This is a genomic window from Pseudomonas sp. C2B4, from assembly GCF_013359695.1.
Taxonomy (GTDB): domain Bacteria; phylum Pseudomonadota; class Gammaproteobacteria; order Pseudomonadales; family Pseudomonadaceae; genus Aquipseudomonas.
This window is the reverse complement of the sequence record NZ_JABFMU010000011.1, coordinates 63855-90208: the sequence shown is the minus strand read 5'-3', so window position 1 is coordinate 90208 and position 26354 is coordinate 63855. Positions and strand designations below refer to the sequence as shown.

The 26354-nt window shown below is 57.9% G+C and carries 24 protein-coding genes; 8 read left to right on the top strand and 16 right to left on the bottom strand.

Going from position 1 to position 26354, the window contains the following annotated elements:
- Position 1 precedes the first annotated feature (1 nt).
- Together HNQ83_RS10760 and HNQ83_RS10755 are read right to left on the bottom strand one after the other, a co-directional pair.
- Positions 2-859 (bottom strand): c-type cytochrome, encoded by an 858-nt coding sequence (locus HNQ83_RS10760; protein WP_175388929.1) that lies wholly within the window; start codon positions 857-859, stop codon positions 2-4.
- 362 nt (positions 860-1221) lie between these two features.
- Positions 1222-1572 (bottom strand): hypothetical protein, encoded by a 351-nt coding sequence (locus HNQ83_RS10755; RefSeq protein WP_175388928.1) that lies wholly within the window; start codon positions 1570-1572, stop codon positions 1222-1224.
- Between the two features lie 1096 nt (positions 1573-2668).
- Here HNQ83_RS10755 and HNQ83_RS10750 point away from each other — a divergent pair.
- Positions 2669-5602: a winged helix-turn-helix domain-containing protein gene (locus HNQ83_RS10750; protein ID WP_175388927.1), complete on the top strand. Its 2934-nt coding sequence runs from the start codon at positions 2669-2671 to the stop codon at positions 5600-5602.
- Positions 5603-5618: 16 nt separating this feature from the next.
- Here the strand turns inward: HNQ83_RS10750 and HNQ83_RS10745 are convergent, their stop codons facing one another.
- The 10 genes from HNQ83_RS10745 to HNQ83_RS10700 form a co-directional block, all read right to left on the bottom strand.
- Entirely contained in the window at positions 5619-6272 is a 654-nt protein-coding gene (locus HNQ83_RS10745) for a cysteine hydrolase family protein (protein WP_256668933.1), read from the bottom strand.
- 193 nt (positions 6273-6465) lie between these two features.
- Positions 6466-7302: an alpha/beta fold hydrolase gene (locus HNQ83_RS10740; protein ID WP_256668932.1), complete on the bottom strand. Its 837-nt coding sequence runs from the start codon at positions 7300-7302 to the stop codon at positions 6466-6468.
- A gap of 249 nt (positions 7303-7551) precedes the next feature.
- The gene (locus HNQ83_RS10735; RefSeq protein WP_175388925.1) at positions 7552-7773 is read right to left on the bottom strand and encodes a cbb3-type cytochrome c oxidase subunit 3; all 222 of its coding nucleotides are present in this window, start codon (positions 7771-7773) and stop codon (positions 7552-7554) included.
- 15 nt (positions 7774-7788) lie between these two features.
- Positions 7789-9216, bottom strand: a complete 1428-nt coding sequence (gene ccoN, locus HNQ83_RS10730; RefSeq protein ID WP_175388924.1) for a cytochrome-c oxidase, cbb3-type subunit I — start codon at positions 9214-9216, stop codon at positions 7789-7791.
- A 575-nt stretch (positions 9217-9791) separates the two neighbouring features.
- Positions 9792-9974, bottom strand: a complete 183-nt coding sequence (locus HNQ83_RS10725) for a DUF1289 domain-containing protein (protein WP_175388923.1) — start codon at positions 9972-9974, stop codon at positions 9792-9794.
- A 2-nt stretch (positions 9975-9976) separates the two neighbouring features.
- On the bottom strand, positions 9977-10348 hold the full coding sequence (locus HNQ83_RS10720) for a hypothetical protein (RefSeq protein ID WP_175388922.1): 372 nt from the start codon (positions 10346-10348) through the stop codon (positions 9977-9979).
- Between the two features lie 33 nt (positions 10349-10381).
- Positions 10382-11305 (bottom strand): CDF family Co(II)/Ni(II) efflux transporter DmeF, encoded by a 924-nt coding sequence (dmeF, locus tag HNQ83_RS10715; RefSeq protein WP_175388921.1) that lies wholly within the window; start codon positions 11303-11305, stop codon positions 10382-10384.
- Between the two features lie 16 nt (positions 11306-11321).
- On the bottom strand, positions 11322-11597 hold the full coding sequence (locus HNQ83_RS10710) for a metal/formaldehyde-sensitive transcriptional repressor (protein ID WP_175388920.1): 276 nt from the start codon (positions 11595-11597) through the stop codon (positions 11322-11324).
- A gap of 176 nt (positions 11598-11773) precedes the next feature.
- Positions 11774-12355, bottom strand: coding sequence for a hypothetical protein (locus HNQ83_RS10705; protein ID WP_175388919.1), 582 nt, complete (start codon positions 12353-12355; stop codon positions 11774-11776).
- A 173-nt stretch (positions 12356-12528) separates the two neighbouring features.
- Entirely contained in the window at positions 12529-14454 is a 1926-nt protein-coding gene (locus HNQ83_RS10700) for an acyltransferase family protein (RefSeq protein WP_175388918.1), read from the bottom strand.
- A gap of 335 nt (positions 14455-14789) precedes the next feature.
- Here HNQ83_RS10700 and hchA point away from each other — a divergent pair, with 335 nt between their 5' ends.
- Positions 14790-15668: a glyoxalase III HchA gene (gene hchA, locus HNQ83_RS10695; RefSeq protein WP_175388917.1), complete on the top strand. Its 879-nt coding sequence runs from the start codon at positions 14790-14792 to the stop codon at positions 15666-15668.
- Positions 15669-15760: 92 nt separating this feature from the next.
- Here the strand turns inward: hchA and HNQ83_RS10690 are convergent, their stop codons facing one another.
- Positions 15761-17110 carry a DUF1214 domain-containing protein gene (locus HNQ83_RS10690; protein ID WP_175388916.1) on the bottom strand — a complete coding sequence of 450 codons (1350 nt, stop codon included), beginning with the start codon at positions 17108-17110 and terminating at the stop codon, positions 15761-15763.
- 266 nt (positions 17111-17376) lie between these two features.
- Between HNQ83_RS10690 and HNQ83_RS10685 the strand changes: the two genes are divergently transcribed.
- The gene (locus tag HNQ83_RS10685; RefSeq protein WP_175388915.1) at positions 17377-17712 is read left to right on the top strand and encodes a hypothetical protein; all 336 of its coding nucleotides are present in this window, start codon (positions 17377-17379) and stop codon (positions 17710-17712) included.
- 303 nt (positions 17713-18015) lie between these two features.
- Here the strand turns inward: HNQ83_RS10685 and HNQ83_RS10680 are convergent, their stop codons facing one another.
- On the bottom strand, positions 18016-18174 hold the full coding sequence (locus HNQ83_RS10680) for a DUF2986 domain-containing protein (RefSeq protein ID WP_175388914.1): 159 nt from the start codon (positions 18172-18174) through the stop codon (positions 18016-18018).
- Positions 18175-18210: 36 nt separating this feature from the next.
- Positions 18211-19101, bottom strand: coding sequence for a LysR substrate-binding domain-containing protein (locus HNQ83_RS10675; RefSeq protein ID WP_175388913.1), 891 nt, complete (start codon positions 19099-19101; stop codon positions 18211-18213).
- Positions 19102-19228: 127 nt separating this feature from the next.
- Between HNQ83_RS10675 and HNQ83_RS10670 the strand changes: the two genes are divergently transcribed.
- From HNQ83_RS10670 to HNQ83_RS10655, 4 genes are all read left to right on the top strand, one after another.
- On the top strand, positions 19229-20575 hold the full coding sequence (locus HNQ83_RS10670) for an FAD-binding oxidoreductase (protein ID WP_175388912.1): 1347 nt from the start codon (positions 19229-19231) through the stop codon (positions 20573-20575).
- Between the two features lie 50 nt (positions 20576-20625).
- Positions 20626-22272: an FAD-dependent oxidoreductase gene (locus HNQ83_RS10665; RefSeq protein ID WP_175388911.1), complete on the top strand. Its 1647-nt coding sequence runs from the start codon at positions 20626-20628 to the stop codon at positions 22270-22272.
- A gap of 4 nt (positions 22273-22276) precedes the next feature.
- Entirely contained in the window at positions 22277-23446 is a 1170-nt protein-coding gene (locus tag HNQ83_RS10660) for an FAD-binding oxidoreductase (protein ID WP_175388910.1), read from the top strand.
- Between the two features lie 75 nt (positions 23447-23521).
- On the top strand, positions 23522-24319 hold the full coding sequence (locus tag HNQ83_RS10655) for a transporter substrate-binding domain-containing protein (RefSeq protein ID WP_175388909.1): 798 nt from the start codon (positions 23522-23524) through the stop codon (positions 24317-24319).
- Positions 24320-24411: 92 nt separating this feature from the next.
- Here the strand turns inward: HNQ83_RS10655 and HNQ83_RS10650 are convergent, their stop codons facing one another.
- A complete protein-coding gene (locus tag HNQ83_RS10650; protein ID WP_175388908.1) occupies positions 24412-25314 on the bottom strand; it encodes a LysR family transcriptional regulator in 903 nt (300 codons plus the stop codon).
- Positions 25315-25424: 110 nt separating this feature from the next.
- Here HNQ83_RS10650 and HNQ83_RS10645 point away from each other — a divergent pair, with 110 nt between their 5' ends.
- The gene (locus HNQ83_RS10645; protein ID WP_175388907.1) at positions 25425-26264 is read left to right on the top strand and encodes a hypothetical protein; all 840 of its coding nucleotides are present in this window, start codon (positions 25425-25427) and stop codon (positions 26262-26264) included.
- The last annotated feature ends 90 nt before the right edge of the window (positions 26265-26354 follow it).

The window sequence follows — 26354 nt, the reverse complement described above, 5'->3', positions numbered from 1 at the left end:
GTTACTGGAACGACGCCAGATAGGCGACAAGTTGATCGACCTGTTCAGGCGTTAGCGATTTGGCGAAGGTGTCCGGCATAAAGGACATGCCGTTGGCCGAAAACATCTCGCCCGGGTGCAGGTAGGCACTCGGCGTGACGATGGATTCGCGGATAAAGCCTTCCGCGTCCTTGGCCTTGCCTTTGTAGTCAGGTGAGGCGATGACCTGCTTGGCCCGATTGGCCACCCCGGACAGTGATGGCCCGGCGAGGTTGACGCCCGGCGCAATCGAGTGGCAAGCGCTGCACACCGGTGTGGCGGTGGTTCGAAACAGCGCCTCGCCCAGGGCGATCGGATCTTCTTTGCCGGACACCGGGCGTGCGGCGGGTGGCTGGTTGCCGTCGGCGACGTTCTGTTGCGCAACGGTGAGGTCCATGCCGGGGATCGACGCACCAGTCACCAGAATCGGTCGCGGTGGCCAGCCTTGATTGTCGACCTTGCTTACCCAGTCGAGGAAGGCGATCAAATCGGCGATTTCTCCGTCGCCGAGTTTCAGGTTCGGCATCAGGCGACGGTGGCGTTGTTCGTCATAGAACTTTGAGGGATTTTTCAGAAACGCAGTGAGATAAGGCGCGCCGCGCTGTAGGGTGATTTTCGTCAGGTCCGGAGCGTAATAAGCCCCCTCGCCGAACAAGGTGTGGCAATTGATGCAGTTGTATTGATGCCAGACATCCTTGCCTCGAGTGACCGGCGGCGTGATCTGTTGGGCATTGGTTAGCGTGGGAAACTGTCGATGACTATCTACGGTCATGCCCAAAAACACTACAGCAGCGATAGCCGTCGATATCAGTGCGAACGAGCGTGTTTGGCGTTTGTTCATTACGATCTTCCTATACGCCGATTCCGGTCCAATAGGTCATGCCAATCACTCCGGCATAGAGGATCGCGCTGGCCATCAGCACGAGCACTGCATAACTGACGAGCTTCAAGACTTTCGGCACGGCTGCCTCCCGGGATTGCAAAGGTGGAAAGCGATAGGCAATTCGCCTTGTGTAATTGGTGTTAATGCAGTTGATTTGGTTGAGATCAATATAAGTAAGCCTAAAGTTGGGCGCTTTATGACTCGCCATTGGTATAGCTCAAATGACTAGGTTGATAGTCATAATGACATCGCATCGTAATGACGCTCCGTCGCCTTGTGACTCGCCGAATCGGTGACGCCGAGAGATCCATCGCGGATTTTTACTCTTCGGATGCCACCAAGCGCGTACCTTTGCGCGTGACCTCCTGACCGATTTCAAATCGCGCATTGGGTGAGCGCACGGTGCTGATCTCGCCTAGCGCGTCTTTCACTTCATAGGCAGTTTCAGTCTTTCCTACGGCTTCCTGCACCGAACTGCCAGCGAAAAAGCCGACACCGGCACCGATAAATGCGCCAATTGGGCCGCCTGCCGCACCGGCCATCATCCCGGTCAAGGCGCCGAATCCCTTGCCGGCGGTTGTGTCCGGGACTTCACGGATCACCCGGTCCGCTAGGCATAACGGGGACAGCAATGTACACAGGGTAAATCCGAGAGTTATTGAACGAGTCATGACAACGCCCTTTGGCTTATTTGCGTTATGTTTGCTATTGCTGCTCCATAAAGTTGGCCAACTATTTACTCCTGTAATATCAGCGAGTTGAGAAACAAGAGCGTTATTAAGACTCAAGCAAAAAAGGTCATAAAGACATCTGGCTCGTTGATGGCTGCGCGGACAGCCACCAAGCTGTGACTGCGGACGGCTGAGACGCCGGATGTATAACGTCCGCAGCGCGGACGCAACAGCCATAAGGGGTCCACAGCAGGTCGACGTTTGCCAGCGGCTACACCCGTTGTGAGGCGATTCACAGCTCTAATAGCCATTCCTGCGACACCCGTGGATCACGGTTGCCACGACGAGTTGGCGCGACGTTGTAGTTGTAAATGGGGCCCTCCATCACGGTGCTCATCTGGCGATCACTCGTTATGTTTTAAAATGAATAATTACGATATTTTGCTGAATATGCTCGTTAAGAGATGTGAATATTTATGGAGTTGCACGTTAAGAGTAGTGAGTCGGACCTGGTCGCTGACCGCCGCGTTGTAATTGAAACTGGCCAGCTTGCGCTGCCGCATTTTCCTATAGGCGTTTGATCGGCGAGTAGCACACAGTTAGGGCCGGCTTACTTCGGCGCAGTCGATCAGATAGCCCGACATTGCCAGCCGGAAACCAGGAGGTTGCCTCCTTGCTGATTATCCCTCCCCATAAACGCTCCATCATTTCCTACCCAAAGCTCTGATATGGCGCACAGGAGTCCGGCATTTTTGATGCTGACTGTCCTCCTTCGCTACTCACTTAAGGTGTCATTAACGGCAGTGCTGATCGATGTGAAACCCAGCCTCTCGACCTCGGTCTTGTGGCCCTGCCTTTGTTCGGGTAACGGTCGCAGCATTGGCTTATTACCTGACAAACCCATTGCCTCAACATAGAAGTGATTCCCGTTCAGGCTAGACCTGCCCTACACTGCAATGCTGAGCAGTTCATTTTCGACGGATCCGAAAAATCGATGGTCTGATGCTTTCGGTTACGGCGGGATGAAACCCAATCCTGTCCACTTGAATGTCTTCCTTCAGACTTTTCTATCTTCTGCGCAGTGAGTATTTTCAAGATGGATAGTCTGAGTCTCGACTTTGAAGATGCGCAGCGTCTCGTTCCGGACGAGATCTGTTTCGGCGATTTCCAGTTTTTCCCCACCAAACGGTTGCTGCTGAAAGAAGGGAGCCGCGTTGAAATCGGTGGTCGTGCGCTTGACATCCTGCTTGTCCTGATAGCAAACGCTGGAAAAGTTGTGAGTAACCGAGAACTGGTTAGGCTCGTCTGGCAAGAGGTGGTCGTTGAAAGCAGTAGCTTGCGAGTACACATTTGTGGTCTGCGCAAGGCTCTGTCATGTGGCGAGTCGGACGACCATTTTGTGGTCAATGCGCCTGGTCGAGGCTACAGCTTTGTTGCTCCTGTCATTTTGCCCAGTTCCCCTGGCTCTATAACGCAACTTTTGCCTTCGCATGTATGGTCGGTCGAAGGGTTGCCTCCGCGCCTGGCGAGAATGGTCGGTCGAGATGAGACTGTTTGTTATGTCGCTAATAGCCTGAAACAGCAGCGATTCATCACCATTACGGGTCCAGGAGGAATGGGTAAAACCACCGTTGCAGTTGCAGTTGCGCACACGTTACTGTCGTATTTCGAGGGGGCTGTTTACTTTCTCGATCTGGGCTCCGTTTCCGATCCTGCGTTGTTGGTTGGTACATTGGCCTCCGCCATTGGTGCCAACTGCAAATGCACCGATAACACCCGTGAACTCGTCGTGTTTTTGAGGAGCAAACGCTTGCTCCTAGTGCTTGATAGTTGTGATCATTTGATTGACGCAGTTGCTGCGCTGACAGAAAGGCTCTTCGGGGAGGCGGTGCAAGTGCACATTCTCGCCAGCAGTCGTGAACCTCTTCAAGCTGAAGGTGAGAACGTTCACCGCCTGTGTCCATTGGCTTGTCCCCCAGAGCAAAGCGATCTGCCTGCGGCGAGTGCGTTGGAGTTTTCGGCCGTTCAATTGTTTGTAGAAAGGGCATCGACCGGTGGTGTTCCCCTAAGTCTGAGTGACGAGGATGCGCCAGTTGTCGCGCATATCTGTCGCAAGCTCGATGGTGTAGCGTTGGCCATCGAGTTGGGCGCGGGTCGGGTCGACGCCTATGGCATCCAGGGTACTGCCGAGTTGTTGAACAGTCGTTTCAGTCTGTTCTGGAGTGGTCGGCGAACTGCACTTCCGCGACACCAGACCCTGAACGCGATGCTCGATTGGAGTTACAACCTCCTATCCCCGATGGAGGCGATGGTGCTCCGCCGGCTATCGGTATTCAGTGGAGTTTTTTCTCTCACTACAGCCATAGAGGTGGTGCTGGATTCCGATGCCGACGAGACACAGGTTATCGATATGATTGGGCGGTTGGTGGCCAAGTCATTGCTCTCGGCACAATCTACAGAACGTTCTATGCGTTACCGGATGCTCGACACTACGCGAGTCTATGCCCTGGATAAACTGCGGCAGAGTGGCGAGGCTGAGGAAATTGGCAGACGGCATGCGCTTCATCAGATTGCCCTGCTAGAGCGGCTTGATGTGAACTCTGTCTCCTTTCTGGAGTACGAGCACGCTCACCGTTATCTTGAACATCTGGGTAATTTACGCGCGGCGCTGGAGTGGTCATTTTCCGAAACAGAAAACCTGACGATCGGAATCCGCCTTGCCGCGGCAGCGGTACCGCTGTTTTTGGGGCTGTCGATGCTCAATGAGTGCCTGCGCTGGAGTGAGCAGGCGTTATCTGCGCTGGACAAAACAGGTGGCAGTGCGCAGGAGGTTATTCTGCAAGAAGCGTTGGCCATCTCCTCGATGTTCACTCACGGCAACTCTTCGTCGGTACACAGGGCGTTGATTCGCGGGATAGAGCTGGCTGAGTGTTTCAATGATGCACCGCGGCAATTGCGTTTGTTGGCGGGGTTGAACATCTTTTTGACACGGGCAGGAGATTTTCAGAAAGCGCTTCAAATAGCCCACAAAAGTATGGAAGTCAGCACGCGAGTATCCGGTCCTTCTGGTATTGCCATGGCGCAATGGATGCTGGGGGTTTCTTGTCATCTTGTCGGTCAGCAGGCCAAGGCGCACCAGTTGTGTACGGCCGGGCTAAACATGGTGTCATCACAACCGCATGGCGATGCTATTTATTTCGGCTACGACCATCAAATTCGTGCATTGGTATCCCTGGCCCGAACCTTGTGGCTGCGAGGTTACCCGGATCAGGCTGTGGTGATTGCCCACCAAGCGCTGGAGGATGCGCAGAATTTAAAACACCCGGTGACCATCTGCATTTCCTTAATTTACGTGTCGACGGTGTTTCTTTGGGTGGGCGATTGGACTACCGCCGAAAGGACTATCGAAAAACTGATGCTCAATGCCAGCAAAAATGCACTTAATCCGGATCAGGCCGTGGGTATGGGGCTAAAAGGTATTTTAATGATCCGTCAGGGCCGTGTGGATTGCGGTGTGGTTTTGCTGCAACAGTGCTTGAGTGTATTAACTGAGGAGAATCATCAAGTCCTTAGTACGATGTTCATGAAAAGTCTCGCGGAGGGGCTGGCACTGCGGGGTGAGTTCGACAAAGCCCGGCAAATGATCGTTCGCGCACAACGTATGGTTGAAGATAACGGTGAAACATTTGATACCCCAGAGGTGCTACGTATCGCCGCAGAGATTTATTCAACACAATCGACGCCAAACTTCGAACGAGCAGAGGCATGTATTCAACGCTCGTTGAGTTGTGCGCGCCGTCAGACTGCTTTGGGGTGGGAATTGCGTGCTTCTATCACACTGGCTAAGTTGCGCGTTTTGCAGGGGCGCAACAGCGAAGCCTACGAGTTGATTTGGCAAGTCTACCGACGATTCAGCGAGGGTTTCGACTCCGTTGATCTGCGCACCGCCAGGCAATTGCTTCACAAACTGCCTCACGCGCGAAACCTGCCAGGCGTCCCTTGGGACAGCCTCGTTAGCGGCCCTCGCTAAATCCGGCGGAAGGGGATCAGGCCTTACCTCCGAGCAATGCTAAGGCTTCGTCTGTGGTCCACAGAGCGTTGGCCATGAAACGGTAATTTATCAGCGCGGCCTGATATCCATCTCCTTCGGGCAGTTTTGGACCTGCTACGGCATCGCGCACTACGGCAACCTCAAAGCCCTGCTCAAGTAAATCGCGCAGGTGTGATTCGACGCAGAGATTGGCGAGCATACCAACCAGTATCACTTGGTCGACATGCTGTTTGCGTAGTTGCAGGGTCAAGTCATTCACTTGCGGGCCGTACAGTTTATGGGGCGAGCAGACTATGGTTTTGTTGTCCTCGATATAGGGTTTGAATTCAGGCATGAAATCGCTCCCGGAGTTGAGAAAACCTTCCAGACTCAGGGCGCTTGGGCGATCGAATATCTTGATGTCGTGCTGGAATTGCTCCGCTGGTCCCTGGATCTGCCAACGGTGATCATGGGGGTAGTAGTAATGCGGCGAGATGGCAACGGTGATATCCGCTGCTTTCGCTGCTTTGAACAAGCGAAGCAAATTGGCCACCAGGTTTTGCTCGGTCACGCTTTCTCCCACAACGGCCCAGGCTTTACCCTTATCGCTCATGAAGTCAACTTGCGGGTCAATGACAACCAGAGCTGCGTGGGCGATGTCGAGTTTCATTGACGACTTGGGTAGTGCCGGATTTTTTGGGTCAGCGTATTTTTCTTTGGGTGAGGTCGCCGGTTTGTCGTCGGCAAAGGAGGGCAGCGCGGAGGCGGCTGCGGCGATCATCGCGCCGGTTACAAAAGAGCGTCGACCGATGATGGGAAGGTATTTATTGGACATTTTTTTATCTCCAGTCGTTGTTGGGCAGTCAGCTATGCAGGAACACCAGCAAGTCCTTGTTTAATTGCTCGCGATGGGTTTCTGTCAGCCCATGGGGCGCGCCTGGGTAAACCTTCAGCGTCGCTTTGGGCACTAACATTTTCGAGGCGCGGCCAGCAGCGTCGATTGGCACGATCTGATCGTCGTCTCCATGGACTATGAGCGTCGGCTTGTCGAATTTTTTTAGGTCCTGGGTAAAGTCCGTTTCCGAGAAAGCCTTGATCGAGTCGAAGATGTTTTTGAAACCTCCGACCATGCCTTGCATCCACCATGAATTGATCATGCCTTGAGATGCTTTGGCTCCCGGACGGTTGAAGCCATAAAACGGTCCGCTGGGTATGTCGATAAACAGCTGTGAACGGTCGGCGATCATGCCGGCGCGAATGCCGTCGAATACCGTGATCGGCAAACCACCCGGGTTTGAGTCGGTTTTCAACATCAATGGCGGAACTGCGGAAATCAGACAAATTTTCGAAACGCGTGAAGTACCGTGACGGCCGATGTAGCGAGCAACTTCGCCGCCGCCTGTGGAGAAACCCATCACCGCAATGTCTTCCAAGTCGAGGGTGTTGATCACAGTGGCCAGATCGTCAGCGTAGTGATCCATGTCGTTACCATCCCAAGGCTGACTTGATCGCCCGTGTCCCCGCCGATCATGGGCTATGACCCGAAAGCCTTGGGAGGCAAGAAAAAAAGCTTGTCCGTCCCAGCTGTCCGAATCCAGTGGCCAGCCGTGGCTAAGTGTTACCACCGGACCGCTTTTCGGACCCCAGTCCTTGTAATAAAGAATCACACCATCGCTGGTGGTGATGGTCGCGGACGTCATGCCTAGGGATTTAGGCGTTGCGGTTTGCGCCTGAACTGCTGTGGGCAGAGCTGAGGCAATAACCACTCCGACACCCGTTAGCATCATATTTCGGCGTCTCGCTTCATCTGGGAAAAGTTGGGGGTGATCGTTCATTTTTTTGCTCCGTGTGCCGGCCGATAAAGTCCAGATCCACCTGCATCGACTATGACCGGACGAGCTACGCAATCTGAAGGGGCAATCCATGGCCGAGCGGCAGAGGACCGAGTGTTAAGTCCGTGGACTCCCCCATCCCGTATTCTTTAAATCAGGTGAGGTTGACTTCACCGCCATGCCCTTCGTTGACTCGACCCTTCGTGCCACTTCAGGGTCATCGGCGAAGGGCATCAGGCTCGCCTCGCCTGGGTTTTCAGCTGTCTGGTCCTTCAGGCAGTATTCAACCGCTAACCAGAAGAAGATCACTCCGAGAAGGTTCAATGCGATCCCGATCATCGCCAGCTCTCTTGCTCAGGTAATCTGCGCTTCACGCTCAGCCATAGCCGCATCGGCCATCCGTACGGTTCGCCAGACGTTGTAAGCCAGCAACAGCATGCCGCTGAGAAAGAACATGCCACCAGCGAAGCGCACCACGAAGCCCGGATGGCTCGCCTGCAAACCTTCAACAAAGGAGTAGGTCAGCGTGCCGTCGTCGTTGATGGCGCGCCACATCAGGCCTTGGGTGATCCCATTGACCCACATCGAGGCGATGTACAGCACCGTGCCGATAGTCGCCAGCCAGAAGTGTGCGTTGATCAGGCCTATGCTGTGCATCTGCTCGCGACCGAAGATCTTCGGCACCATGTGATAGGTCGCGCCGAAGCTGATCATGGCCACCCACCCGAGCGCGCCGGCATGGACGTGGCCGATGGTCCAGTCGGTGTAGTGGGAGAGGGCATTGACCGTCTTGATCGCCATCATCGGCCCTTCGAAGGTCGACATACCGTAGAAGGCCAGGGACAGGACGAGGAAGCGCAAAATGGGGTCGGTACGCAATTTATGCCAGGCGCCCGACAGGGTCATCATGCCGTTGATCATGCCGCCCCAGCTCGGCGCCAGCAGGATCAGCGACATCACCATGCCCAGCGACTGGGCCCAGTCTGGCAGTGCGGTGTAGTGCAGGTGGTGCGGACCGGCCCAGATGTACAGGGTAATCAACGCCCAGAAATGCACGATGGACAAGCGATAGGAATACACCGGCCGGCCCACCTGTTTCGGCACGAAGTAATACATCATGCCGAGGAAACCGGTGGTCAGGAAGAAACCCACCGCGTTGTGCCCGTACCACCACTGGACCATGGCGTCGGTGGCCCCGGAATACACCGGATAGGACTTGAACCAGTCCACCGGGATCGACAGGTGATTGACCACGTGCAACATGGCGATGACCACGATGAACGCGCCGAAGAACCAGTTGCCGACGTAGATGTGCCTGGTCTTGCGCTGCACCACGGTGGTGAAAAACACGATGGCATACGCGATCCAGACCACGGTCATCCATACCGCACCGGAGAATTCTATCTCGGCGTATTCCTTGGTGGTGGTGTAGCCCAGCGGCAGGGTGACCAGCATCACCACGATCACCGATTGCCAGCCCCAGAAAGTGAAGGCGGCGAGTTTGTCCGAGTACAGCCGAACCAGGCAGGTACGCTGCACCGCGTAATAGCTGGCGGCAAATTGCGCACTGCCGGCGAAGCCGAAAATCACCAAGCTGGTGTGCAACGGTCGCAAGCGCCCGAAGGTGGTCCACGGCAGGTCGAGGTTCATCTGCGGCCACACCAACTGCGAAGCGATCCACACCCCCATCGCCATGCCCACGACACCCCAGACAATGGTTGCCACGACGAATTGCCGGACGACCTTGTAGTTGTAGGCTGAGAATTCGATTGCGGTGCTCATCTGGCGATCACTCGCTGTGCTTAAGGAGAATAGTTACGAGATTTCGCACAACGTGCTCGTTAAGAGATGTGAGTGTTGGGGAGGGGTGTTAAAAGTTGTGAACAGGACAAATTCGCTGAAGTGCGGATAATCAGCAAAGAAACAACGGTGCTTGGAACTGGCAACGCAATGAGCTTTGACCCACTGGACGCGCATGAGCTTCCAACCGGTTTTTTTGCAAGATGATCGAACTGGACAGCACGGCCTTGAGATCTCTTTGAGAGGCGCTCGGATGTCTGGGGCAACGCCACCAGCCAGTCTGGCAAGCAGCCATCGTTATGACTTCTTCCCTCTTTCGTTGGTGAGCATGTTTTCACCTTCTCCCAGGACGAGAGGGGCATGAGGGCTAGATTGTCTGTAACGATTGGGTCGTTGCAACGACAGTACCGGATCAACAAGGTAGCCCATTTCTGTCATCACCCAGTGAGTCAGCAAACTCATCATTTTTTATAGGCGGATTGAAGGGCTACTTCTGGCCGTTTGGTGCCCGTCAGGAAGGGCTGCAATCGACTCAAGCGGTCATCCAGGGCAGGTGACTATGCGTGTGCTTTCTTCAGCCCTTTCAAGCGCATATTCGCCCTTTGCACAGCGGCCATTTTTTCAGGCCGCTTCATGCGTTTCCACTTTCTGATGTCTTCCTTGCTTCGCCCGCAACTCGTGCACAGATCACCACTGAGCTGACAAACCGAGATGCAGGGATTTTCGATTTCTTTAGCCATTGTCAGCCACCTTTGGTCACTCGTGATTGAGTCAGGCGGATTTTCCAGTCGCCTCCGTGAGTACGCTGACACTCCTCCTCAGAGTCGAAGCGGACGCTATGGTCTGAAGGGATCAGGTCGATGTTGGCGTCATTCAACGCGATGGCGGTCAACTCGAAGATGCGCGCCTTGGCGTCAACCTGGGCGAGCTTCCTGTCAGCCTGGGTTTCGAATACCCAGATGACCTTCAGGGTTTCAGCCAACGCGCTCAGGTCTGCGGTGTGGGTGAGCCAGGTAAAGCCTTTGATTTCACCTTTTGCTGTTTCGCACGCTTCGGTGAGCGTGGCAATCAACCGGCGTTCGATCCGCGCCAGTTCGCGTTTTCCTGGGGGCATTGCAGGTTCCTTTGAAGACAGTGCGGGGGAGAGTCAGACCGGTCGAAACTCGACCGTCAGATGGCTGACTTCGTGAACCGGCTTGAGACGTTCACGAATGCTATCGGCGTTCGCAGTGGCCTCACCAAGGACGCTGACGATGGCCGCATGGGCTTGGGGGCCAACGCGCCAGACGTGCAAGTCCGTGATGGTGGCATCCCCCGGTTTCTCAACCCGTTCGCGAATTTCCTCGGCAACGTGCGCATCTGTCTGATCCAGCAGTACACCTGCGGTGACCCCCATCAAGGTCCAGGCCCAGCGCGCGATAACGATGGCGCCGACGATGCCCATGACCGGATCCAGCCATACCCAACCGAGATACCGGCCGGCGAGCAGCGCAACGATGGCCAGGACCGAGGTCAGCGCGTCTGCGATGACGTGGACGTAGGCCGATTTCAGGTTGTTGTCGTTCCCGTGATGGGCATGGACATGGCCATGATCATCATGATCGTGCCCATGATTGTGTCCGTGGCCCAGCAGCAGGGCGCTGACAATGTTGACGATCAAACCGGCAATCGCGATGAGCGTAGCGGTGCCGAACTGAACGTCCGTTGGCTGCAAGAGGCGAATCACAGACTCAACGCCGATTCCCAAAGAAACCATCCCGAGAATCAGCGCTGAAGCGAATCCGCCCAAGTCTCCGACCTTTCCGGTCCCGAAACTGTATCGCTGGCTGCAAGCGTGGCGTTTTGCGTATCCGTAGGCGGCCGCCGCGATGCCCAATGCGCCGGCATGAGTTGCCATGTGAAAGCCATCGGCCAGTAACGCCATGGAACCCGTGATATACCCGGCGGTGATCTCGCCAACCATCATCACGACGGTCAGTGCCACAACCCAAAGCGTGCGCCTGGCATTTTCGTCGTGCGCTGAGCCAAGGAACACATGGTCATGTGTGTGGTTGATGTGGGGGCTGCTCATGAGTGTGTACCTGCGTTCACTTGGAGTAACGGCGAATGGCTTCAAGAAGCTCTTCGACGCCCTTGTTACGCTCTTCTTCGCTGAGAGCCGGGTTCGCGACATGCTCCCGCGCGTGGTCCTCGATGATTTCCTCCATCAAGCCGTTGATGGCTCCGCGAGTGGCGGCGACAAGGTGCAGGGTTTTGGCGCAATCGAGATCCGCTTCCAATGCCCGTTCAACGGCCTGGATTTGTCCGGCGATACGTTTTACGCGTTTGAGAAGATCGTCTTTGTTTGCTGCGATATGACCCATTGGATACCCCCCTACCTATGCTGAGCGCATGATAGGCATACCCCCTATACCTATGCAATGGTCCGCGGGCGGAGGGATCATCTACGGCCCTTCGGCCAAGAGAGACGTCAATTACGAGGGGGAGCGAGAGGGCCTGGAGTGTCCTGCTGCCTGTCGTGAAGTCCCGTGCGTCGATGCTACGTCAGCTCAAGCCGCTCCAACGCATAATCCTTACCTGCCAAGGTCAGTTCAAAAAAGGTGGCGCCGAACGTGCCCCTTGTCACTTTTTGCTTCACAAGCCCTTTGGCCTGGAGTTCCTTCAGACCGGTTTCGACTTCCAGTGTGCTGAGTGAGACAAGCTTGCAAATCGAGTTCAAATTCGCAATTTTCCTGAAGTTCGCATGATAGGCCAGAGCTTCCATCAGAAGCGTTTGGTTATCGGTCAGCTGTGGAAACTGAGGGTTATTCTTTTTGTAAACCTTTCGCTCAATTTCGTGTAGTTCGCTGTAAGCGCCATCAGTGATGCGCGCATAGTAAATCGCTACAGACAGCGTGCCGATCAGAATCGCGATAATCATCAGCAGCGACCAATTCGGCATTGGCGTTTCCAGCAACAGCCAATCCCGAAAACGCAGCAGCCAGTCCGTGGTATCGGCCAACAACGTCAGGTTGAAGTGGCTGTCGAGCAGCTTCATGGCAGCCCCGGCGACAAGGACAACTCCAGTCGCGCAGGCCATGGCCTTGAACATGAAAGGGGAATGCTGGCTTTGTGATGCCATGCTGGTCGTCTCTAGTCCAGAAACAGATGTTTTCAGCATAGCAGTGGAAAAGTGGCCCTTTGGGAGCCGACCTGCAAGGTCGACTATTGGCTGTGGGCTCAACCGGTCGATGCAACCGTTTGCCGTATCGAGTCAGCAGGGATTCCAAGCCACATTCGCACACAAGCCAGCCCCTAAAGGTGAATGGAGGCGGTAGTACGCGGGGCAGCCACCGGGTCGTGCAGCAACGAGTAGCCTCGGTCCAGTAGCGTGCGGCCGATAAAGCGCGATCCCACTTCATTCAAGTGCGAATCATCCAGGTACAGCAGGTGACCCTTGACCATCGGGCTGCACACGCCTGCCGCGCAGATCACTTGATTGGGATCGATAAAGTGCACCTGCGGGAACTTCACATGGATATCGGCCCAATAGGGCGCTATGGCACTTTGTGCGACCGAGCAGTTGTGATCGATACCGAACATCAAGTGGCGGATCGGGCAACTGGCGGCTTTTTCGATATGTTGATTCCTCAGGATGACGATGACCTCGTCGCTGTTCTCTACCGCCCGCTTGATACTCGCTTCGACGATGTCCTTGGCAATCGCTTCCCGGGGCCAGATCGCCGCCATTACCACATAGTGGTAATGGTTGTGCTCGATCAGGCTGAACGCCCGCTCGTTGCGTTCAGCACAATGGGCGGCATAGACCGCGGACATGTCGACGGTGTAGCCGAGGATCGGCGGGCACGAGTCCATGGTGTAGTCCATGATCGACAGATTGTCCGGCTTGGCCAGGAGATCGACCATGCCGGTGAAATGATTGGCAAACGAATCACCGATCATGATGCCGTCCAGCGCTGCTTTCTTGACCCCCAAGCGACAGCTGTCATCCGGCGCGGTGGCGTACAGCGCATTGGTGACGTGGCAGCCCTTGCGAATCTCGCTGGGCTTCTGCTGAGTCATCGCTTCAAGTCGCAAAACATCAGGGCTGAAACGTTGCGCAAAGCCGTCGAACTGCAGGCTCAGCACCGCCAACGTGGCCAGGCCCACTGCCGGCAAGGCGAAACGACGGGCGAAGACCCGGGAAAAGGGCCACGTCGCCCCATTGCGCCGAAAGGGCACCTCGACATAACGCCAGGATAGCCACGCGAGGGTGATCGAGACCGCGATCAGCATCGCACCCACCGGTAAATCAATGGGGATCTCCAGGTAACTCAGGTAGGCAATCAGCGGCCAGTGCCATAAATACAGCGAATAGGAAATCAAGCCGATAAACACCATGGGCCGGCTGGTGAGCAAACGCGAACGCGTGTCGCCGCTGCCGGCGAGGATCAGCAATGCGGCGCCCAGGCACGGGATCAGTGCGTTGATCCCGGGGAAGGTCGAGTCGGGAGTCAGGGCAAACAGCGAAAAACCGATCAGCAGGAAGCCCGCCAGGGCCATGCCATGGGCCACCAGCCTGCCGATGACGCGCGGTTGATGCAGGTAGATCCCCAGCACGCCACCCAGCATCAATTCGAAAAAACGCGTCGGCAACAGATAGTAGGCAGCCGTCGCAAAGACGCCTGTCGCGTATTCTGAAACGCCAATCGCGGCTATCACGCCAATGGCCAATACCGGCAGCACGTAACGCGGCGCGAGGCGATAGAGCAACACAATGAACAGCGGCCAGATCAGGTAGAACTGCTCTTCGATACCCAGTGACCAGGTATGCAGCAGGGGGGCTTCACTGGCGTCAGCGGCGAAGTAGTTGCCGTATTTGATCCAGATATAGACGTTCGAGACGCCCAGCAAAGAGAGCAGTGCGCTGACGTTTAACCGGATCAGGTCGACCGGGGAAAGGATAAATGCCCCGAGGATCGTGGTCGCCAGCAAGACCGTTACCAATGCAGGAACAATGCGATTGATGCGTCGCTGATAAAACCCCTTCAGTGAGAAAGCGTTGCGCTTGACCTCGGAATAAACCTGGGACGTGATCAAAAAACCGGAGATGACAAAGAAAATGTCGACGCCAACGAACCCTCCTGACAACAGGCGGGTGTCGAGGTGATGCAGCAGTACCGCTATCACCGCCACAGCCCTTAGCCCATCGATGTCGGAGCGGTACTTGCCTTGAGCCATGAGCGAACCCTCCCTGAAGCTGTTGCCCTGTATCGGATGTCCGCTCATGACAGCTATCGTCAAGATTTGGACACATCTTGTCACACACATAGGTTGTAGTTGGAAATTTGACGGTAAGCAAAGTCGGCACGAAATAACCGCCGATTGGCTGGAATGACGCAATCAATCCGAGCGGTTGATGCTGCCGGTCGGGTTCGGCCAGGCCGACTTTTGCTGGACTAAACTTTTGGTTCGACGTTGGGGGCAGGGTGGTGCGGGCAGCGTGTTTGATTGAAGGAACGCCCGCATTGCTGCTGGTATGCCCACGGTATTCGCCCAGCACGACGGAGCACGCCATGACCCATACACAAGCCGACGACAAGCGCCCAACCCGGGATCCGGCAGAGGACAATGCGTTTTTCCCCTCGCCTTATTCGCTTGGCCAGTTCACGTCTCCCAAGTCCGATCTCAGTGGCGCCGACTATCCCGATCCTTACAAAGGCGGGCGCTGGAAGGTGCTGGTGATCGGAGCGGATGAGCGTTACCTGTTGACCGACAACGGCACGATGTTCTCGACGGGAAACCATCCTGTGGAAACCTTGCTGCCCATGTACCACCTGGACAAAGCCGGATTCACGTTCGACATCGCGACTTTGTCGGGTAACCCGGTCAAGTTCGAGTTCTGGGCGATGCCCTCCGAAGATGCGGAGGTGAAAGGGCTGTACGCCAAATATCGCGGTCAATTCAAGCAACCGATGAAACTGGCAGAGGTGATCGACAAAGCACTCGGCGAGGACTCCGACTATCTCGGTGTCTTCATCCCGGGTGGCCATGGCGCTTTGATTGGTTTGCCCCGGAGTGCCGATGTGAAGAAGTTGCTTGAGTGGGCGGCCGCCAAGGACAAGTTCGTCATCTCGTTGTGCCACGGACCGGCGGCGTTGCTGGCGGCGGGTATGGGTGAGAACAAAGCATCCTGCATCTTCAGCGGTTACAAGATCTGCGCGTTCCCCGACGACCTCGACGCCAAGACGCCCGACATCGGCTACATGCCGGGTCACCTGACCTGGAAGTTCGGTGAGCAACTGACGGCATTGGGCCTTGAGATCATCAACAAGGACATCTCCGGAGCCGTCCATCAGGACCGCAAGATGCTGACCGGCGACAGCCCGTTGGCGGGTAACGCGCTAGGTAAGCTGGCCGCGGGTGCACTGTTGAAAGAGGTCGCTGGACAGTGACACACCGGCTACCCGTCGTGAAAGACAGCAACCGACCGAAAGGGCTTGCCCCCGCTGATTGTCCGACGCTCTGCGCAGGGGCTGCCCGAGGATCAGGAGTGCTTGATCACCGGCGGGAAGTATTCGCCCGTGGTTGCCCCGCCCTTGGCTCCGTAGAAGCGGAAGATCAAGCGGTAGTTCTGCCCCGGCGAAGTCGGCAGCCAGTTGCCATCGGCGACGTCCTGCGGTTTTGTCGGCGCGAAGTGCAGCGTCAGGGAGCCATCCTTGTTGTACGTCAGCGGCGAGTGGCTATTGATCGCAAAACGATTCTGTGCGTTGGGCAGTACGCGGAAGTTTTTGGAGTCCGTGGCCGTGATCGACCAGTAGTAGTTGACCATCGACGCGGGCAGTTGGCCGGCCGGGAAGGTGACTGAATAGCTTTGTGCACTTTCCAGCGGTTTACCGTTTTCGTCCTGCCAGCCGCGGTAATAGACCACTTCTTTCTGGGTGTTCGCCCAGATACCGCCATAGTTCACCAAGGTCCGGGTCAGGTAGTCACTGCCGTAAGTACCGGAGGTGGCAGGGCGGCCCCAGCCATTGCTGGCAGTGCCGTGACCCATCAGCGGCGAAGCCTTGGCGAGGTCGGCGAAGGTATGGGTGTGGATTGATTTGTCGATGCGCGCCCGCTCCTCAGGGTCGGCGATGGCGGCGACGATGGCGCGGACCTTGGCCTGCAACGGCGCCATGCCGGGGTTCAGGTCAGGTTCCTGCAACGCCACGTTGGCCGAATCGAAGGCTTCCACGCCCGGCAATTGCTGCCCCTGGAAAATCAGGGTCTCGGGGATTTGCGGCAGTTGCGGCGAGCCGCTCGGGCGCATCTTGAACTCATGTTGCAAGCGTTCGGCTTCGTTCCAGTCGCTGCCCAACTCGACACGCGTCAGGACCCGCGCCGTGCGCGCCGGGAGATCAACCCGCTGGGTATTGGCCGGCAGCTTGACGTTGGCGCCCTGCAAACAGGCCGCGAACTCACCGTTCGGATGTTGCGGGAACACGCGTTCGTTGATGTTGGCCAGGGTCTCGCCCCAGCCGTTGAGGAACTGCACGGTGTAGTAACGACCGCTGATCTTCGGCACCGACACCAGCGTACAACTGTTCTCGTCCACCGCCACCCAGGCTTCGGAATAAGCCACGTCCACATTGGGGTTGGGCCAATCCACCGCGCCGGGCTTGTGATGGCTCAAGGTGTTCCACTGCATGCCTTCCTTGAAGTCCAGCTGCTGCTGGCGTGCCACCAGCAGGCGGCTGTACAGGTAGATGTAGGCATCGCTGATGTCCTGGTCAGTGATGGCAGGCGTTGGCGATGCAGGGTCGGTTTGCGCGAGCGCTACCGGCGCCTGTAAACAGGCAGTCATCAGCCAGGTCACGGCCGTAGCACCAAGAGTGAAAGGTAAACGCAAGCTCATGAAGATCTCCGTCGAATGCAGTGGAAATGTCCTTTAGGGGCATTGCCAGTTAGCCCGCATCCAATCGGTTGCGCGCCCCCCCCTTTGGAGTGGTGTGGACGGTAAATGGCTGCTTGTGGCCGATTGTCGCCTGGGCCCTGGGGGGAGCGGGCAAACGTCAACATTCAGATCGTAGGAAACATCCCAGAAAAATTGGGAGCGATCTGACATCTATTCTCGGGCTCCCGTCATACGCTGCTATTTCCTATTTTTTCAAGGAAATTGAGATGGACGAAGAAATCCAGCAGCACATCGACAAATTGGCCGAAGCGATCAAGGAGCGGCTGGTCGCTACGCTGAACTTGAAAATCGATTTGATTGCCCGGTCACCGCTCGACAAGCTGGATTACAACATCACCAACGATCTGATCTCCCTGGGCGTCAGTGCGAGAACACTGACCCTCATGGAAGCCATGGTTTTTCGCGATCGCCTGGACGCGGCCTACGTGTTGTCGGAAGACGAAGTCGAAGGACTGGTTGGCTCAACAGGCGATGCACAAAAGTGCGGTCCCGGCGGCGTTGTCGTGTCGATTTTTTCGAAAAATAAACGAGTACAGGTATGACCCGCCCGGTTGTCTCTGGCAAGAAGCATCGATGTGTCCGGATGAAAGTCTCGCTCGAGCCATCGCAGGCTGATTCGTTTGTTGCGGCGCGCCCCTGTCGACCTCGATGACACCAAGGTCGCGCGCGGCGCAAATGGAGCCCCCAGGGCGGGGGCTCGGAGGACCTTACTCGTCGTTCACGAGGAACGGCACGGTCGCGTTGGCCACGCTCTCCATCGGGGGCGCGCTGTCTCTCTGCTGTTCAGGACCAACGAAAACCAACCCGACCTGGAAGCCGACAGGGGGGTGCCCAGGATCCGTCGATCAGCTCTCGGAGGCAATGACCGGCTCGTGACTGGCTTCAGCATCCAGTTTGAGCCGATCGGCTTTACTGATGTATTTGGGCTTTTTCGGTGCCAGTTTGGCACTGGCTTTCTTGGCGTTGGCCTTTAACAGCTGGTTTATTTTTTTACGACGGTTCATGTTTTTTCTACTTGGCGTGTCAATGCCCGAATGGTATCAGACTAGTGCATCGGCACTGGCCACTTCCTCTTCCAGCCAGTCCAGGAACTCGCAGAACCCGCTCGAACGCTTCACCCGCCTTGGATAGACCAGCGTATAGCGCCCGCCGGTAATGATGCTGCCGGCGTGCACACGAACCAGTTGCCCGTTTTGCAACTCGTCGCGGGTGAGAACGGCGTCGACGAGGGCGATACCCTGGCCACACTTCACTGCGACGATGGCGGACTCCAGGGTATCGAACGTCAGGTGGGCGTTATCGGGGCCGGTTGAATCCGGGTAGTACTCATCCCAGCGGCGCCAGTCCAGGCGATCCATGCTCGCGTCCACGAGGCGCGCGGTCTTGAGCACCTCTTGCGGGGTCGTTCCGGCGAGCAATTGCGGTGAGCACACCGGAATCAGTTCTTCTTCCCACAGCTCCAGCGCCTCGAAGTCGGGCCAGGTGGCGGTGCCGTAGGCGATCATGGCGTCGATCGATTCAAAGGCAAAGTCTGGAAAGCGGTGGTACACCGTGTCGACACTGACAGTCACCTCCGGGTGCAGGCGATAAAACCCCGTCAGCCGTGGAATCAGCCAGCGTGCGGCCATGGTCGGATGCGCGCGCAGGCTGACACTTCTGCCCACTGTGGCGAGCATGTGCGAGGCATCGGACAGCAATCCGATGACTTGCTCGGCCACCGGCACCAGTGATTTGCCTTCGTCGGTGAGCACGATCCTGCGTGTGTGCCGCTCGAACAGGCGGGTCTCCAGGCGCGTCTCCAGTTGCGCGACCTGCCGGCTCACCGCGCTCTGGCTCAGGTGGAGCTGCTCACCGGCCTGGCCAAAATTGCCCGACTTGGCAACCGTGAGGAACGCCTGCAAAAGCTCGATGGATGGCAGTTGGCGGCTCATGTTTCTATGCGCTCCTCGCATGGGATTAATGCAGATACATCGCTGTAATTTCGCCGGGTCGGGGCACATTCTTAGCTCAAACGACGACGCAGCGCCATGCGTCATTCCCCACCTGACGGTTTCCCCTATGAACATTCCAGAAGCGGCATTCGCCAGCGTGTCGGTACCCCGGGAAAGCAACCTGCCTCGTGAAGTCGACGTGGCGATCATCGGCGGCGGTCTGATGGGGTGCGCGTGCGCGTACTACCTGAGCAAGGCGGGCGCCAAGGTTCTGGTCCTCGACAAAAGCGTGATTGCGGGCCAGCAATCGTCCCGGGCCTGGGGCTTTGTGCGCCAGCAATCCCGTGACGAAGCCGAAGTGCCGTTGATGCAAGCCAGCATCGGAATCTGGCGCTCGCTGGAGCACGAACTCCAGACCGACCTGGGCTGGCGCAATGACGGCTGTCTTTTCGTTGCGGGCAATGAGGCCGAACGAGACGGCTACGAATCCTGGCTGAGCGTTGCGCGCAGCTTTTCGCTCGATACCGTGATGTTGTCGCCCCGTGAAGTGGTCAAGAAATTGCCGGGTTACGCCGTCCCGCAATGGGGTGGCCTGTTCACCGCCAGCGACGGTCAGGCGGAGCCCACGCGGGTGGCCCGTGCTTTTGCACTGCGCGCCCGTGAGCTGGGCGCACAGATCGTCGAGCAGTGTGGTGCCAAGGGCATCGACATCGCCGCCGGCCAGGTGGTGGGTGTTGAAACCGAGCGCGGTTATGTGAAGGCGAAAACGGTGGTGTGCGCCGCGGGTGTCACGTCTTTCCGGTTGCTGAAAATGCTCGGCATTTCCCTGCCACAGCAATTGGTCAGGGGCACGGTGGCACGTACCACCTCCGGGCCGGCGCTGAGCGGCATCTCCACGATCGCCAACGGCGTGGGCTTCCGGCAACGACTGGATGGCAGTTTCAACATCGCCGACGACGCCCATGTCGACGTCGACATGACGCTCGGCCATCTGCGGGCACTGCATTGGTATGCGCCATCGTTGTGGGCGCACCGCAAATCGTTTCGATTCAACCTGAACGGGGCGTGCCTGACGGACCTGCACCAACGCATGCCGTGGTCCCAGGCATCGCGATCAGGGTCTGGGATTCACCAGCGCAATCCGTTGATCCCGCCGAATGAAAAGGGCTTGAAGACAGCGATGCACGCGCTCAAGGCCGCGTTCCCGGGGCAGGCAAATACGCAGATCGTCGACCGCTGGGCGGGCGGCATCGATGTCTTGCCGGACGGTATTCCCGTCATCGACGCGCAAACGTCGCCCCGAGGCCTGGCCGTCGCCACCGGATTCTGCGGTCACGGTTTTGCCATGGGCCCGATCGTGGGCAAGACCCTGGCTGACTGGATCGACTCCGGTGATCCGGGACTGGAGATGCGCCAGCTGCGTCTGTCGCGATTCGCCGAGGGTGACGTCAAGCCGCCTTCGTCGCTGTTCTAGCCGTAACCCACCCGTCAGCTCTCAAGCGCCTACCTCCCGGGGGAAACACAGTGACCACACAAGACCTCTACTACGATCCCGCCTCAGTGGCAGGCAAGGCACCGCCGATCAGCGACGAGACCGATATTCTCATCGTGGGCGCGGGCCCGGCGGGACTCGCCGCCGCCTTGACTGCCGTCGGGCATGGGCTGCGTGTCACCCTGGTGGACGAAAATCCGGTGCCTATCGAGACCATGGGCGAAGAGGTGCCGCTGCATTTTGGTGGAAGGATGGGCGCGGCGGTGGCCAACCGCAACAGCGTGCTGCAGACCTTGCTCGATGCCCGTCCGGACATTGTCGAGGCGCTCGAAGCGGGCGTCGACGTGCGGCTTGGCACGGCGGTCTGGGGGCTGTTTCCCCAGCAACCCACCGCAGCGTGGATCGAGGGCGCCGTTGCCGGCCTCGCCGATCACGAAAACGCCTGGCTGCTGCGCTTCAAGCAAGTGATTGTCGCCGCCGGAAGGCGGGACATGGGACTGGCCTTTGACGGTTGGCATCGCCTCGGCGTCATGGGCGTCGGCGCCGCCCATCGCCTCGCGACGGTGTATGAGGCGCTGGACTGCAAGCGTGCCGTGCTGGTGGGCAGCGACACCCAGGCGCTGGCGTCGGCCCATGCACTGATCGGCAAGGGCGTGCAGATCGCCGCCATCATTGAACAGGCCGGGCAGGTGAGTGGCGATCCAGCGCTACTGAATCTGCTGGTCGAACAGGGCGCCCGGGTCTTGACCGGACATGTCGTTCGCGAGGCGAGCGGCGATGCATTGGGCGTTCAGCGGATCAGCGCAGTGGCTGTGGACGTAGCGGGGCGTCCCGTTCATGGGCCGATGGTCGAGATTGAATGCGACACCGTGCTGCTCGGTGTGGCCGCCATTCCCGCGATCGAACTGGTCGAGGCCGCAGGTTGCAGCACGTCATTCCAGGCCGACCGTGGCGGTCACGTCCCCGACACCGACCCCTTGCTGCGCACGTCGTTGCCGTTCGTTCTGGTGGCGGGTGACTGCGCCGGCGTGTGGGGGGCGAAAAGCCTCGACGACGGCATTGCCCGGCGCGAAGGGCGGATCGCCGCGCACACCGCGCTTGCCGCGCTGGGTGTCGACATCGCTCATCACGACCCGGTGCCGATGCCCGATACACCGGCCTGCGATGTTGCCGCCCATCGCACCGCCTGGGTGCGGGCGTCCACCGTCCATGGGCAGCACGAACCCTTCGTTTGCCTGTGCGAAGAGGTGACGGCCAGCGAAGTTCTGGGACTTCAACCACCGCGCTATCTGGGCTGGAAACCGGCCGATGCGCAGTCAGCAAGCACGATGCAAAACGGCTCGCCCAACCCGGATGTCACGAAGCGGCTGACACGCGCTTGCATGGGGCCGTGCCAGGGCCGCCGTTGTCGCGAACAGGTGGCGGCCTTGCTCGGTATCGGCGCAGGCGTGAATGTCGAGGACATCGCGCTGGCCTCGTTTCGTCCGCCGGTGCGGCCGTTGTCACTGCAACAGGCGGGACAGATCGAGGAAACAGCGCCGATGCAAAGTCACTGGGATGCCTGGTTTGACATGCCGTCGCAGTGGACGCCGTTCTGGCTGTGCGCGGGTCAACAGACGGTCGCCACACGCCGGCAAGACAGCGTCCTTCACAACCATTCGCTGCACAACGAGGGCTGACACCATGCAGGCAGTCAAGAAGTCGTCCGCGAGTGCGTCCGTCGTCATCGTCGGTGGCGGCGTGACCGGGCTGAGCGCCGCCTGGTGGCTGGCGCAGGAGGGCGTCGACGTGCTGGTCCTCGAGGCCGGTTTGATCGGGTGGGGCGCCTCGGGCCGCAATGGCGGCGGGTGTTCGCATCACCACAGCCCGTTGTTCGTCGAGGAACAGCGGCTCTGGCCGATGATGGACGAACTGCTCGGTTACCCGACCGAGTATCGCCCTGACCGCATCAGCATCAACCTCACCGAACACCAGGTTTCCCTCGATCAAAAGGTCGTGGACGAATGCGCTCACTATGGGCTGCGCGTCGACCGGCTGGACCCGCGTCAGGTTCGCGATCTGGTGCCCTTTGCCGGTGATAACGTGCTGGCGGGCTTCTACTACCACTTCGGTGGTCACGCCAATCCACACCGCACCCTACAGGCCTACGCGTGGGCGCTGCAGAATCTGGGCGGCCGGGTTTTCGAACACACGCCTGTCGTTGAAATCCTGCGCGAAGGTGATCGGGTGACAGGCGTGCGCACGGCGCAAGGTCTGATTGCCTGCGACCACCTGGTGATCGCCGCAGGCCCCCATACCGGTGAGTTGGCGGCGCAATTGGGTGTAGAGATTCCACTGGTCACCGCGCGCGCCGAGATGATCGTGACCGAGCCGCTGCCGTTGATGGCGGTCGGCGGGGTGGATGGCAATGGCCTGTATGGCCGGCAAACCCTGCGCGGCAACCTGGCGTATGGCGGCGGTCCGCACGAATGGGTCGATCTCGCCGACCTGCGCGGTACGCGTGCGCAGTCGACACCCCTGCAATGCAATATCGCCAGGCGGCTGGCCGAGCTGTTCCCCAAGGTCGCTCATAAACGGGTGATTCGCAGTTGGGCAGGGTTCATCGAAAACACACCGGACGGTCGTCCCGTCATTGATCGGCCCGCCGCGCTGGATAACGTCACGGTCGCCACCCTGTCCGGTGTCGGCTTCGGGCTCTCGCCGGCGAGCGGTCATGCCATTCGCGATCTGGTCGTGGACGGGACGTGCAGTTTCGCCGATCTTTCCAGCTTCTCGCTTTCACGTTTCGCCGCCCTCGAACCGAACTGGCAAGCCATCCAGGGATGGCTGCCGCTGCCGGCACCCGGGGCGTAAAAGTGGCATGGGGTGGATGCATGCAGTTGAACCGTTCTATTGGCAAGAATCCTCCAGAAAAACAAAGGATCGATCATGAAACGAATGTTCCGCAATCTGACGTTGCTGGCCTCCATCGGCATGACGCTGTGTTCCTTTACGGCGCCCGCGAACGCGACCCAGGAGAAGCTGCGCTTCGGTGTGGCCGCCGAGCCTTATCCGCCGTTTCTGGTGAAGACGCCCACCGGGCAATTCACTGGCTTCGAGCCTGACCTGATCCGCGCGCTCTGCGAGCAGATGAAAGCCGAGTGCGAGATCAAGGAAGTGGCATGGGACGGCATCATTCCCGCGCTGATCGCCAACAAGTTCGACGTGCTCTTCAATTCGATGGGGATCAGCCCGGAGCGGCAGAAGGTGATCGACTTCTCACGTCCTTACTATGAGACGACGGGCATCTTTGTCGCGGCGAAGGACGTCAATCTGACCCTGACCCCGGAAGGCCTGGCCGGCAAGTCCATCGGTGTGCAGGGCTCGACCACCAACGCGGAGTTCATCCGCACCGCCTACGGCAACACCTCGGACATCCGGATCTATAACACCCAGGACGACTGCAACGCCGACTTGCTGGCGGGCCGCATCGACATCATGTTCCTCGACAAACTCGGCGACATCGAATTCCTGAAATCCCAGGATGGCTTGGCCTACGAGGAAAAAGGCACAGGCAGCGTCAAGATGGACCCATTGAAGTATGGCCTTGGCATCGGCGCGGGCCTGCGCAAGGGGGACATCGCACTCAAGACGCGAATCGATCAGGCCCTCACGCAATTGCACGAGTCGGGCAAGTACACGCAGATATCGCAGAAGTACTTTCCGATAGATCTGTGGCCGAACTGAAGACTGTAAAAAGCTGGAAACAGCGGTGGTGGAAAAGTGGCTGTCACGCCACCACCGCATTGGCTCTTATCCAGGCCTGGTCCTCTGGCAATTCAGGTTTTTTCCTGAGTTTTAATCCAGTGATCCAAGGCTTTAACCATCTTGTTGACCTCACTGTCTTCCTGTTCGGAGGGGCGAATGATTGCATTCCACGCGATGTCCAGGCCGTCATTCAGGTCGGCCCACGCCAGCTCTCCGCGCTCAAGGCTGGGGGACACCAGGTCACGTTGCAGGATGCTGATGCCGTACCCCGAACGCACCAGTTCGACAATGGCTTCGATCACCTCCACCGTGATCATCCGTCTCGGCAGGATGCTGGCGGGGGCGAAGAATCGGTCGTACTCCCAACCGCTGGCGCGGTCGGTTGAATAGGTCACCAGGTTATAGGTCTTGAAGTCTTCGGCATAAATATTCTTTCTCCCCGCCAGGGGATGATCGGTTGCCATGATTGCAATCAAGTCGTCCCGGAACAGGGGCAACTTGGCGACCCCGCTCGGCACCATGCCGTCATCGATGATGGATACATCCAGCCGGCCTTGCATGAGGCTCGCATAGACGTCATTGCGCGGTACGGTCACCAGGGTGATTTCGATATCGGGGCGAAGCGTTGAGTAATGCTTGATGAACTTTGGAATCCAGCGAAACGGGCCATAGGAGGTCACACCCATGCGTACAAACGCGGTAACGCCTCCGGCCATCGACCTGGCCTCGGACTCCGCTTCATTGAGGATCGCGATGATGTCCCTGGCGGCTCGTTCCAGGCGTACACCGGCAGGGCTGAGTCTCAGTTTTCCGCCTGAGCGCTCTGTCAGGTTCACGCCCAGCCGGCGCTCGGCTTCGCGCATGCGATGGCTGACTGCGGAAGGCGTCAGCCATAGGCGCTCGGCGACGGCAGTGACGGAGTCGACTTCCGACAGCGTTTGCAGCATGACCAGGTGATCCAGGGTGAGTCTCATAGGGGCGCGACCTGAAAATAATTCACAAAATTACGTAAAATTATGAGCGTGACTTGTTTTTGGCCGCATAGCAATCTGGTTCCAGCCAGAACCCACGGAGAACAAGAACCATGACCTTGCTTACGCTGGAACCCGCAGTCACTCTGGGCGATATCGTCGACCTCAAGCGCTTTCCCATTACCGATCGAAGCTGCTCCGCCTATCGCGAACTGGTCGCTCGAAGTCAATCGTTGCTCCGGCAGGAGGGGGTCGCGATCTTCCCGGGATTTGTCCGTGAAGAAGCGGTGGGCACGATGGCCGATCAAACCCTCGCACTGCACCCACGGATGTTCCATTTCCGGGAAAACCACACGGTGTATTTCAAACCTCAAGAGGAGCGTGTTGATCCGGAGCACCCGCTGCGGCGGTTGATGAAAACCGAAAAAGACACCGTCGCCTACGCGGACATTCCTGCCGACAACTGGGTCAGGAACCTCTACGAGTCGGACGAAGTGCTGGCTTTCATCAGGGATGTATTGGGACTGGACACGCTCTATCGCCATGCGGACCCCTTGGCCGCACTCAACCTGCAGGGTTTTACCGCTGGACAACAATTGGGATGGCACTTTGATCGTTCCGATTTCAGCGTCACGCTGTCCCTGCAAGCCGCGAACAGCGGTGGGGATTTTGAGTACGTCCGCATGCTCCGCAATGAGGACGATGATTGCCATGAGGCCGTCAGGCAGTTCCTCGATGACCCGAAAACCCAGGAGGTAGAGGTCTTGCCCCAGGTGCCTGGCACCTTGTCCTTGTTCCGTGGCCGATATTCATTGCACCGCGTGACGCCGGTGGCAGGGGACAGGTTGAGACTCAACGCGGTATTCGCTTATGTGGATCAGCCCAATGTCGAATTCAGCGACTACGCCCGAAAACTGTTCTACGGACGCACGTCGGCTGACCCGCAGGCTTGAACGTTCGCACTCACAATAAAAACACTTGATGGACTCCCTCGCGTGTCGCACGCACCAGTTCGCTGCCCCCAATAATAATTTCGGAGCGTC

Bases quoted from the DNA above. Each gene is read 5' to 3' on its own strand.
- HNQ83_RS10675 (WP_175388913.1), bottom strand. From the start codon at position 19,101: ATGAGCCGCCAACTGCCATCCATCGAGCTTTTGCAGGCGTTCCTCACG.
- HNQ83_RS10660 (WP_175388910.1), top strand. From the start codon at position 22,277: ATGCAGGCAGTCAAGAAGTCGTCCGCGAGTGCGTCCGTCGTCATCGTC.
- HNQ83_RS10755 (WP_175388928.1), bottom strand. From the start codon at position 1,572: ATGACTCGTTCAATAACTCTCGGATTTACCCTGTGTACATTGCTGTCC.
- HNQ83_RS10670 (WP_175388912.1), top strand. From the start codon at position 19,229: ATGAACATTCCAGAAGCGGCATTCGCCAGCGTGTCGGTACCCCGGGAA.
- HNQ83_RS10700 (WP_175388918.1), bottom strand. From the start codon at position 14,454: ATGGCTCAAGGCAAGTACCGCTCCGACATCGATGGGCTAAGGGCTGTG.
- HNQ83_RS10750 (WP_175388927.1), top strand. From the start codon at position 2,669: ATGGATAGTCTGAGTCTCGACTTTGAAGATGCGCAGCGTCTCGTTCCG.
- HNQ83_RS10685 (WP_175388915.1), top strand. From the start codon at position 17,377: ATGGACGAAGAAATCCAGCAGCACATCGACAAATTGGCCGAAGCGATC.
- HNQ83_RS10740 (WP_256668932.1), bottom strand. From the start codon at position 7,302: ATGACGTCCGCGACCATCACCACCAGCGATGGTGTGATTCTTTATTAC.
- HNQ83_RS10725 (WP_175388923.1), bottom strand. From the start codon at position 9,974: ATGGCTAAAGAAATCGAAAATCCCTGCATCTCGGTTTGTCAGCTCAGT.
- hchA (WP_175388917.1), top strand. From the start codon at position 14,790: ATGACCCATACACAAGCCGACGACAAGCGCCCAACCCGGGATCCGGCA.
- HNQ83_RS10745 (WP_256668933.1), bottom strand. From the start codon at position 6,272: ATGAAACTCGACATCGCCCACGCAGCTCTGGTTGTCATTGACCCGCAA.
- ccoN (WP_175388924.1), bottom strand. From the start codon at position 9,216: ATGAGCACCGCAATCGAATTCTCAGCCTACAACTACAAGGTCGTCCGG.
- HNQ83_RS10705 (WP_175388919.1), bottom strand. From the start codon at position 12,355: ATGGCATCACAAAGCCAGCATTCCCCTTTCATGTTCAAGGCCATGGCC.
- HNQ83_RS10680 (WP_175388914.1), bottom strand. From the start codon at position 18,174: ATGAACCGTCGTAAAAAAATAAACCAGCTGTTAAAGGCCAACGCCAAG.
- HNQ83_RS10645 (WP_175388907.1), top strand. From the start codon at position 25,425: ATGACCTTGCTTACGCTGGAACCCGCAGTCACTCTGGGCGATATCGTC.
- HNQ83_RS10720 (WP_175388922.1), bottom strand. From the start codon at position 10,348: ATGCCCCCAGGAAAACGCGAACTGGCGCGGATCGAACGCCGGTTGATT.
- HNQ83_RS10760 (WP_175388929.1), bottom strand. From the start codon at position 859: ATGAACAAACGCCAAACACGCTCGTTCGCACTGATATCGACGGCTATC.
- HNQ83_RS10690 (WP_175388916.1), bottom strand. From the start codon at position 17,110: ATGAGCTTGCGTTTACCTTTCACTCTTGGTGCTACGGCCGTGACCTGG.
- HNQ83_RS10735 (WP_175388925.1), bottom strand. From the start codon at position 7,773: ATGATCGGGATCGCATTGAACCTTCTCGGAGTGATCTTCTTCTGGTTA.
- HNQ83_RS10650 (WP_175388908.1), bottom strand. From the start codon at position 25,314: ATGAGACTCACCCTGGATCACCTGGTCATGCTGCAAACGCTGTCGGAA.
- dmeF (WP_175388921.1), bottom strand. From the start codon at position 11,305: ATGAGCAGCCCCCACATCAACCACACACATGACCATGTGTTCCTTGGC.
- HNQ83_RS10655 (WP_175388909.1), top strand. From the start codon at position 23,522: ATGAAACGAATGTTCCGCAATCTGACGTTGCTGGCCTCCATCGGCATG.
- HNQ83_RS10710 (WP_175388920.1), bottom strand. From the start codon at position 11,597: ATGGGTCATATCGCAGCAAACAAAGACGATCTTCTCAAACGCGTAAAA.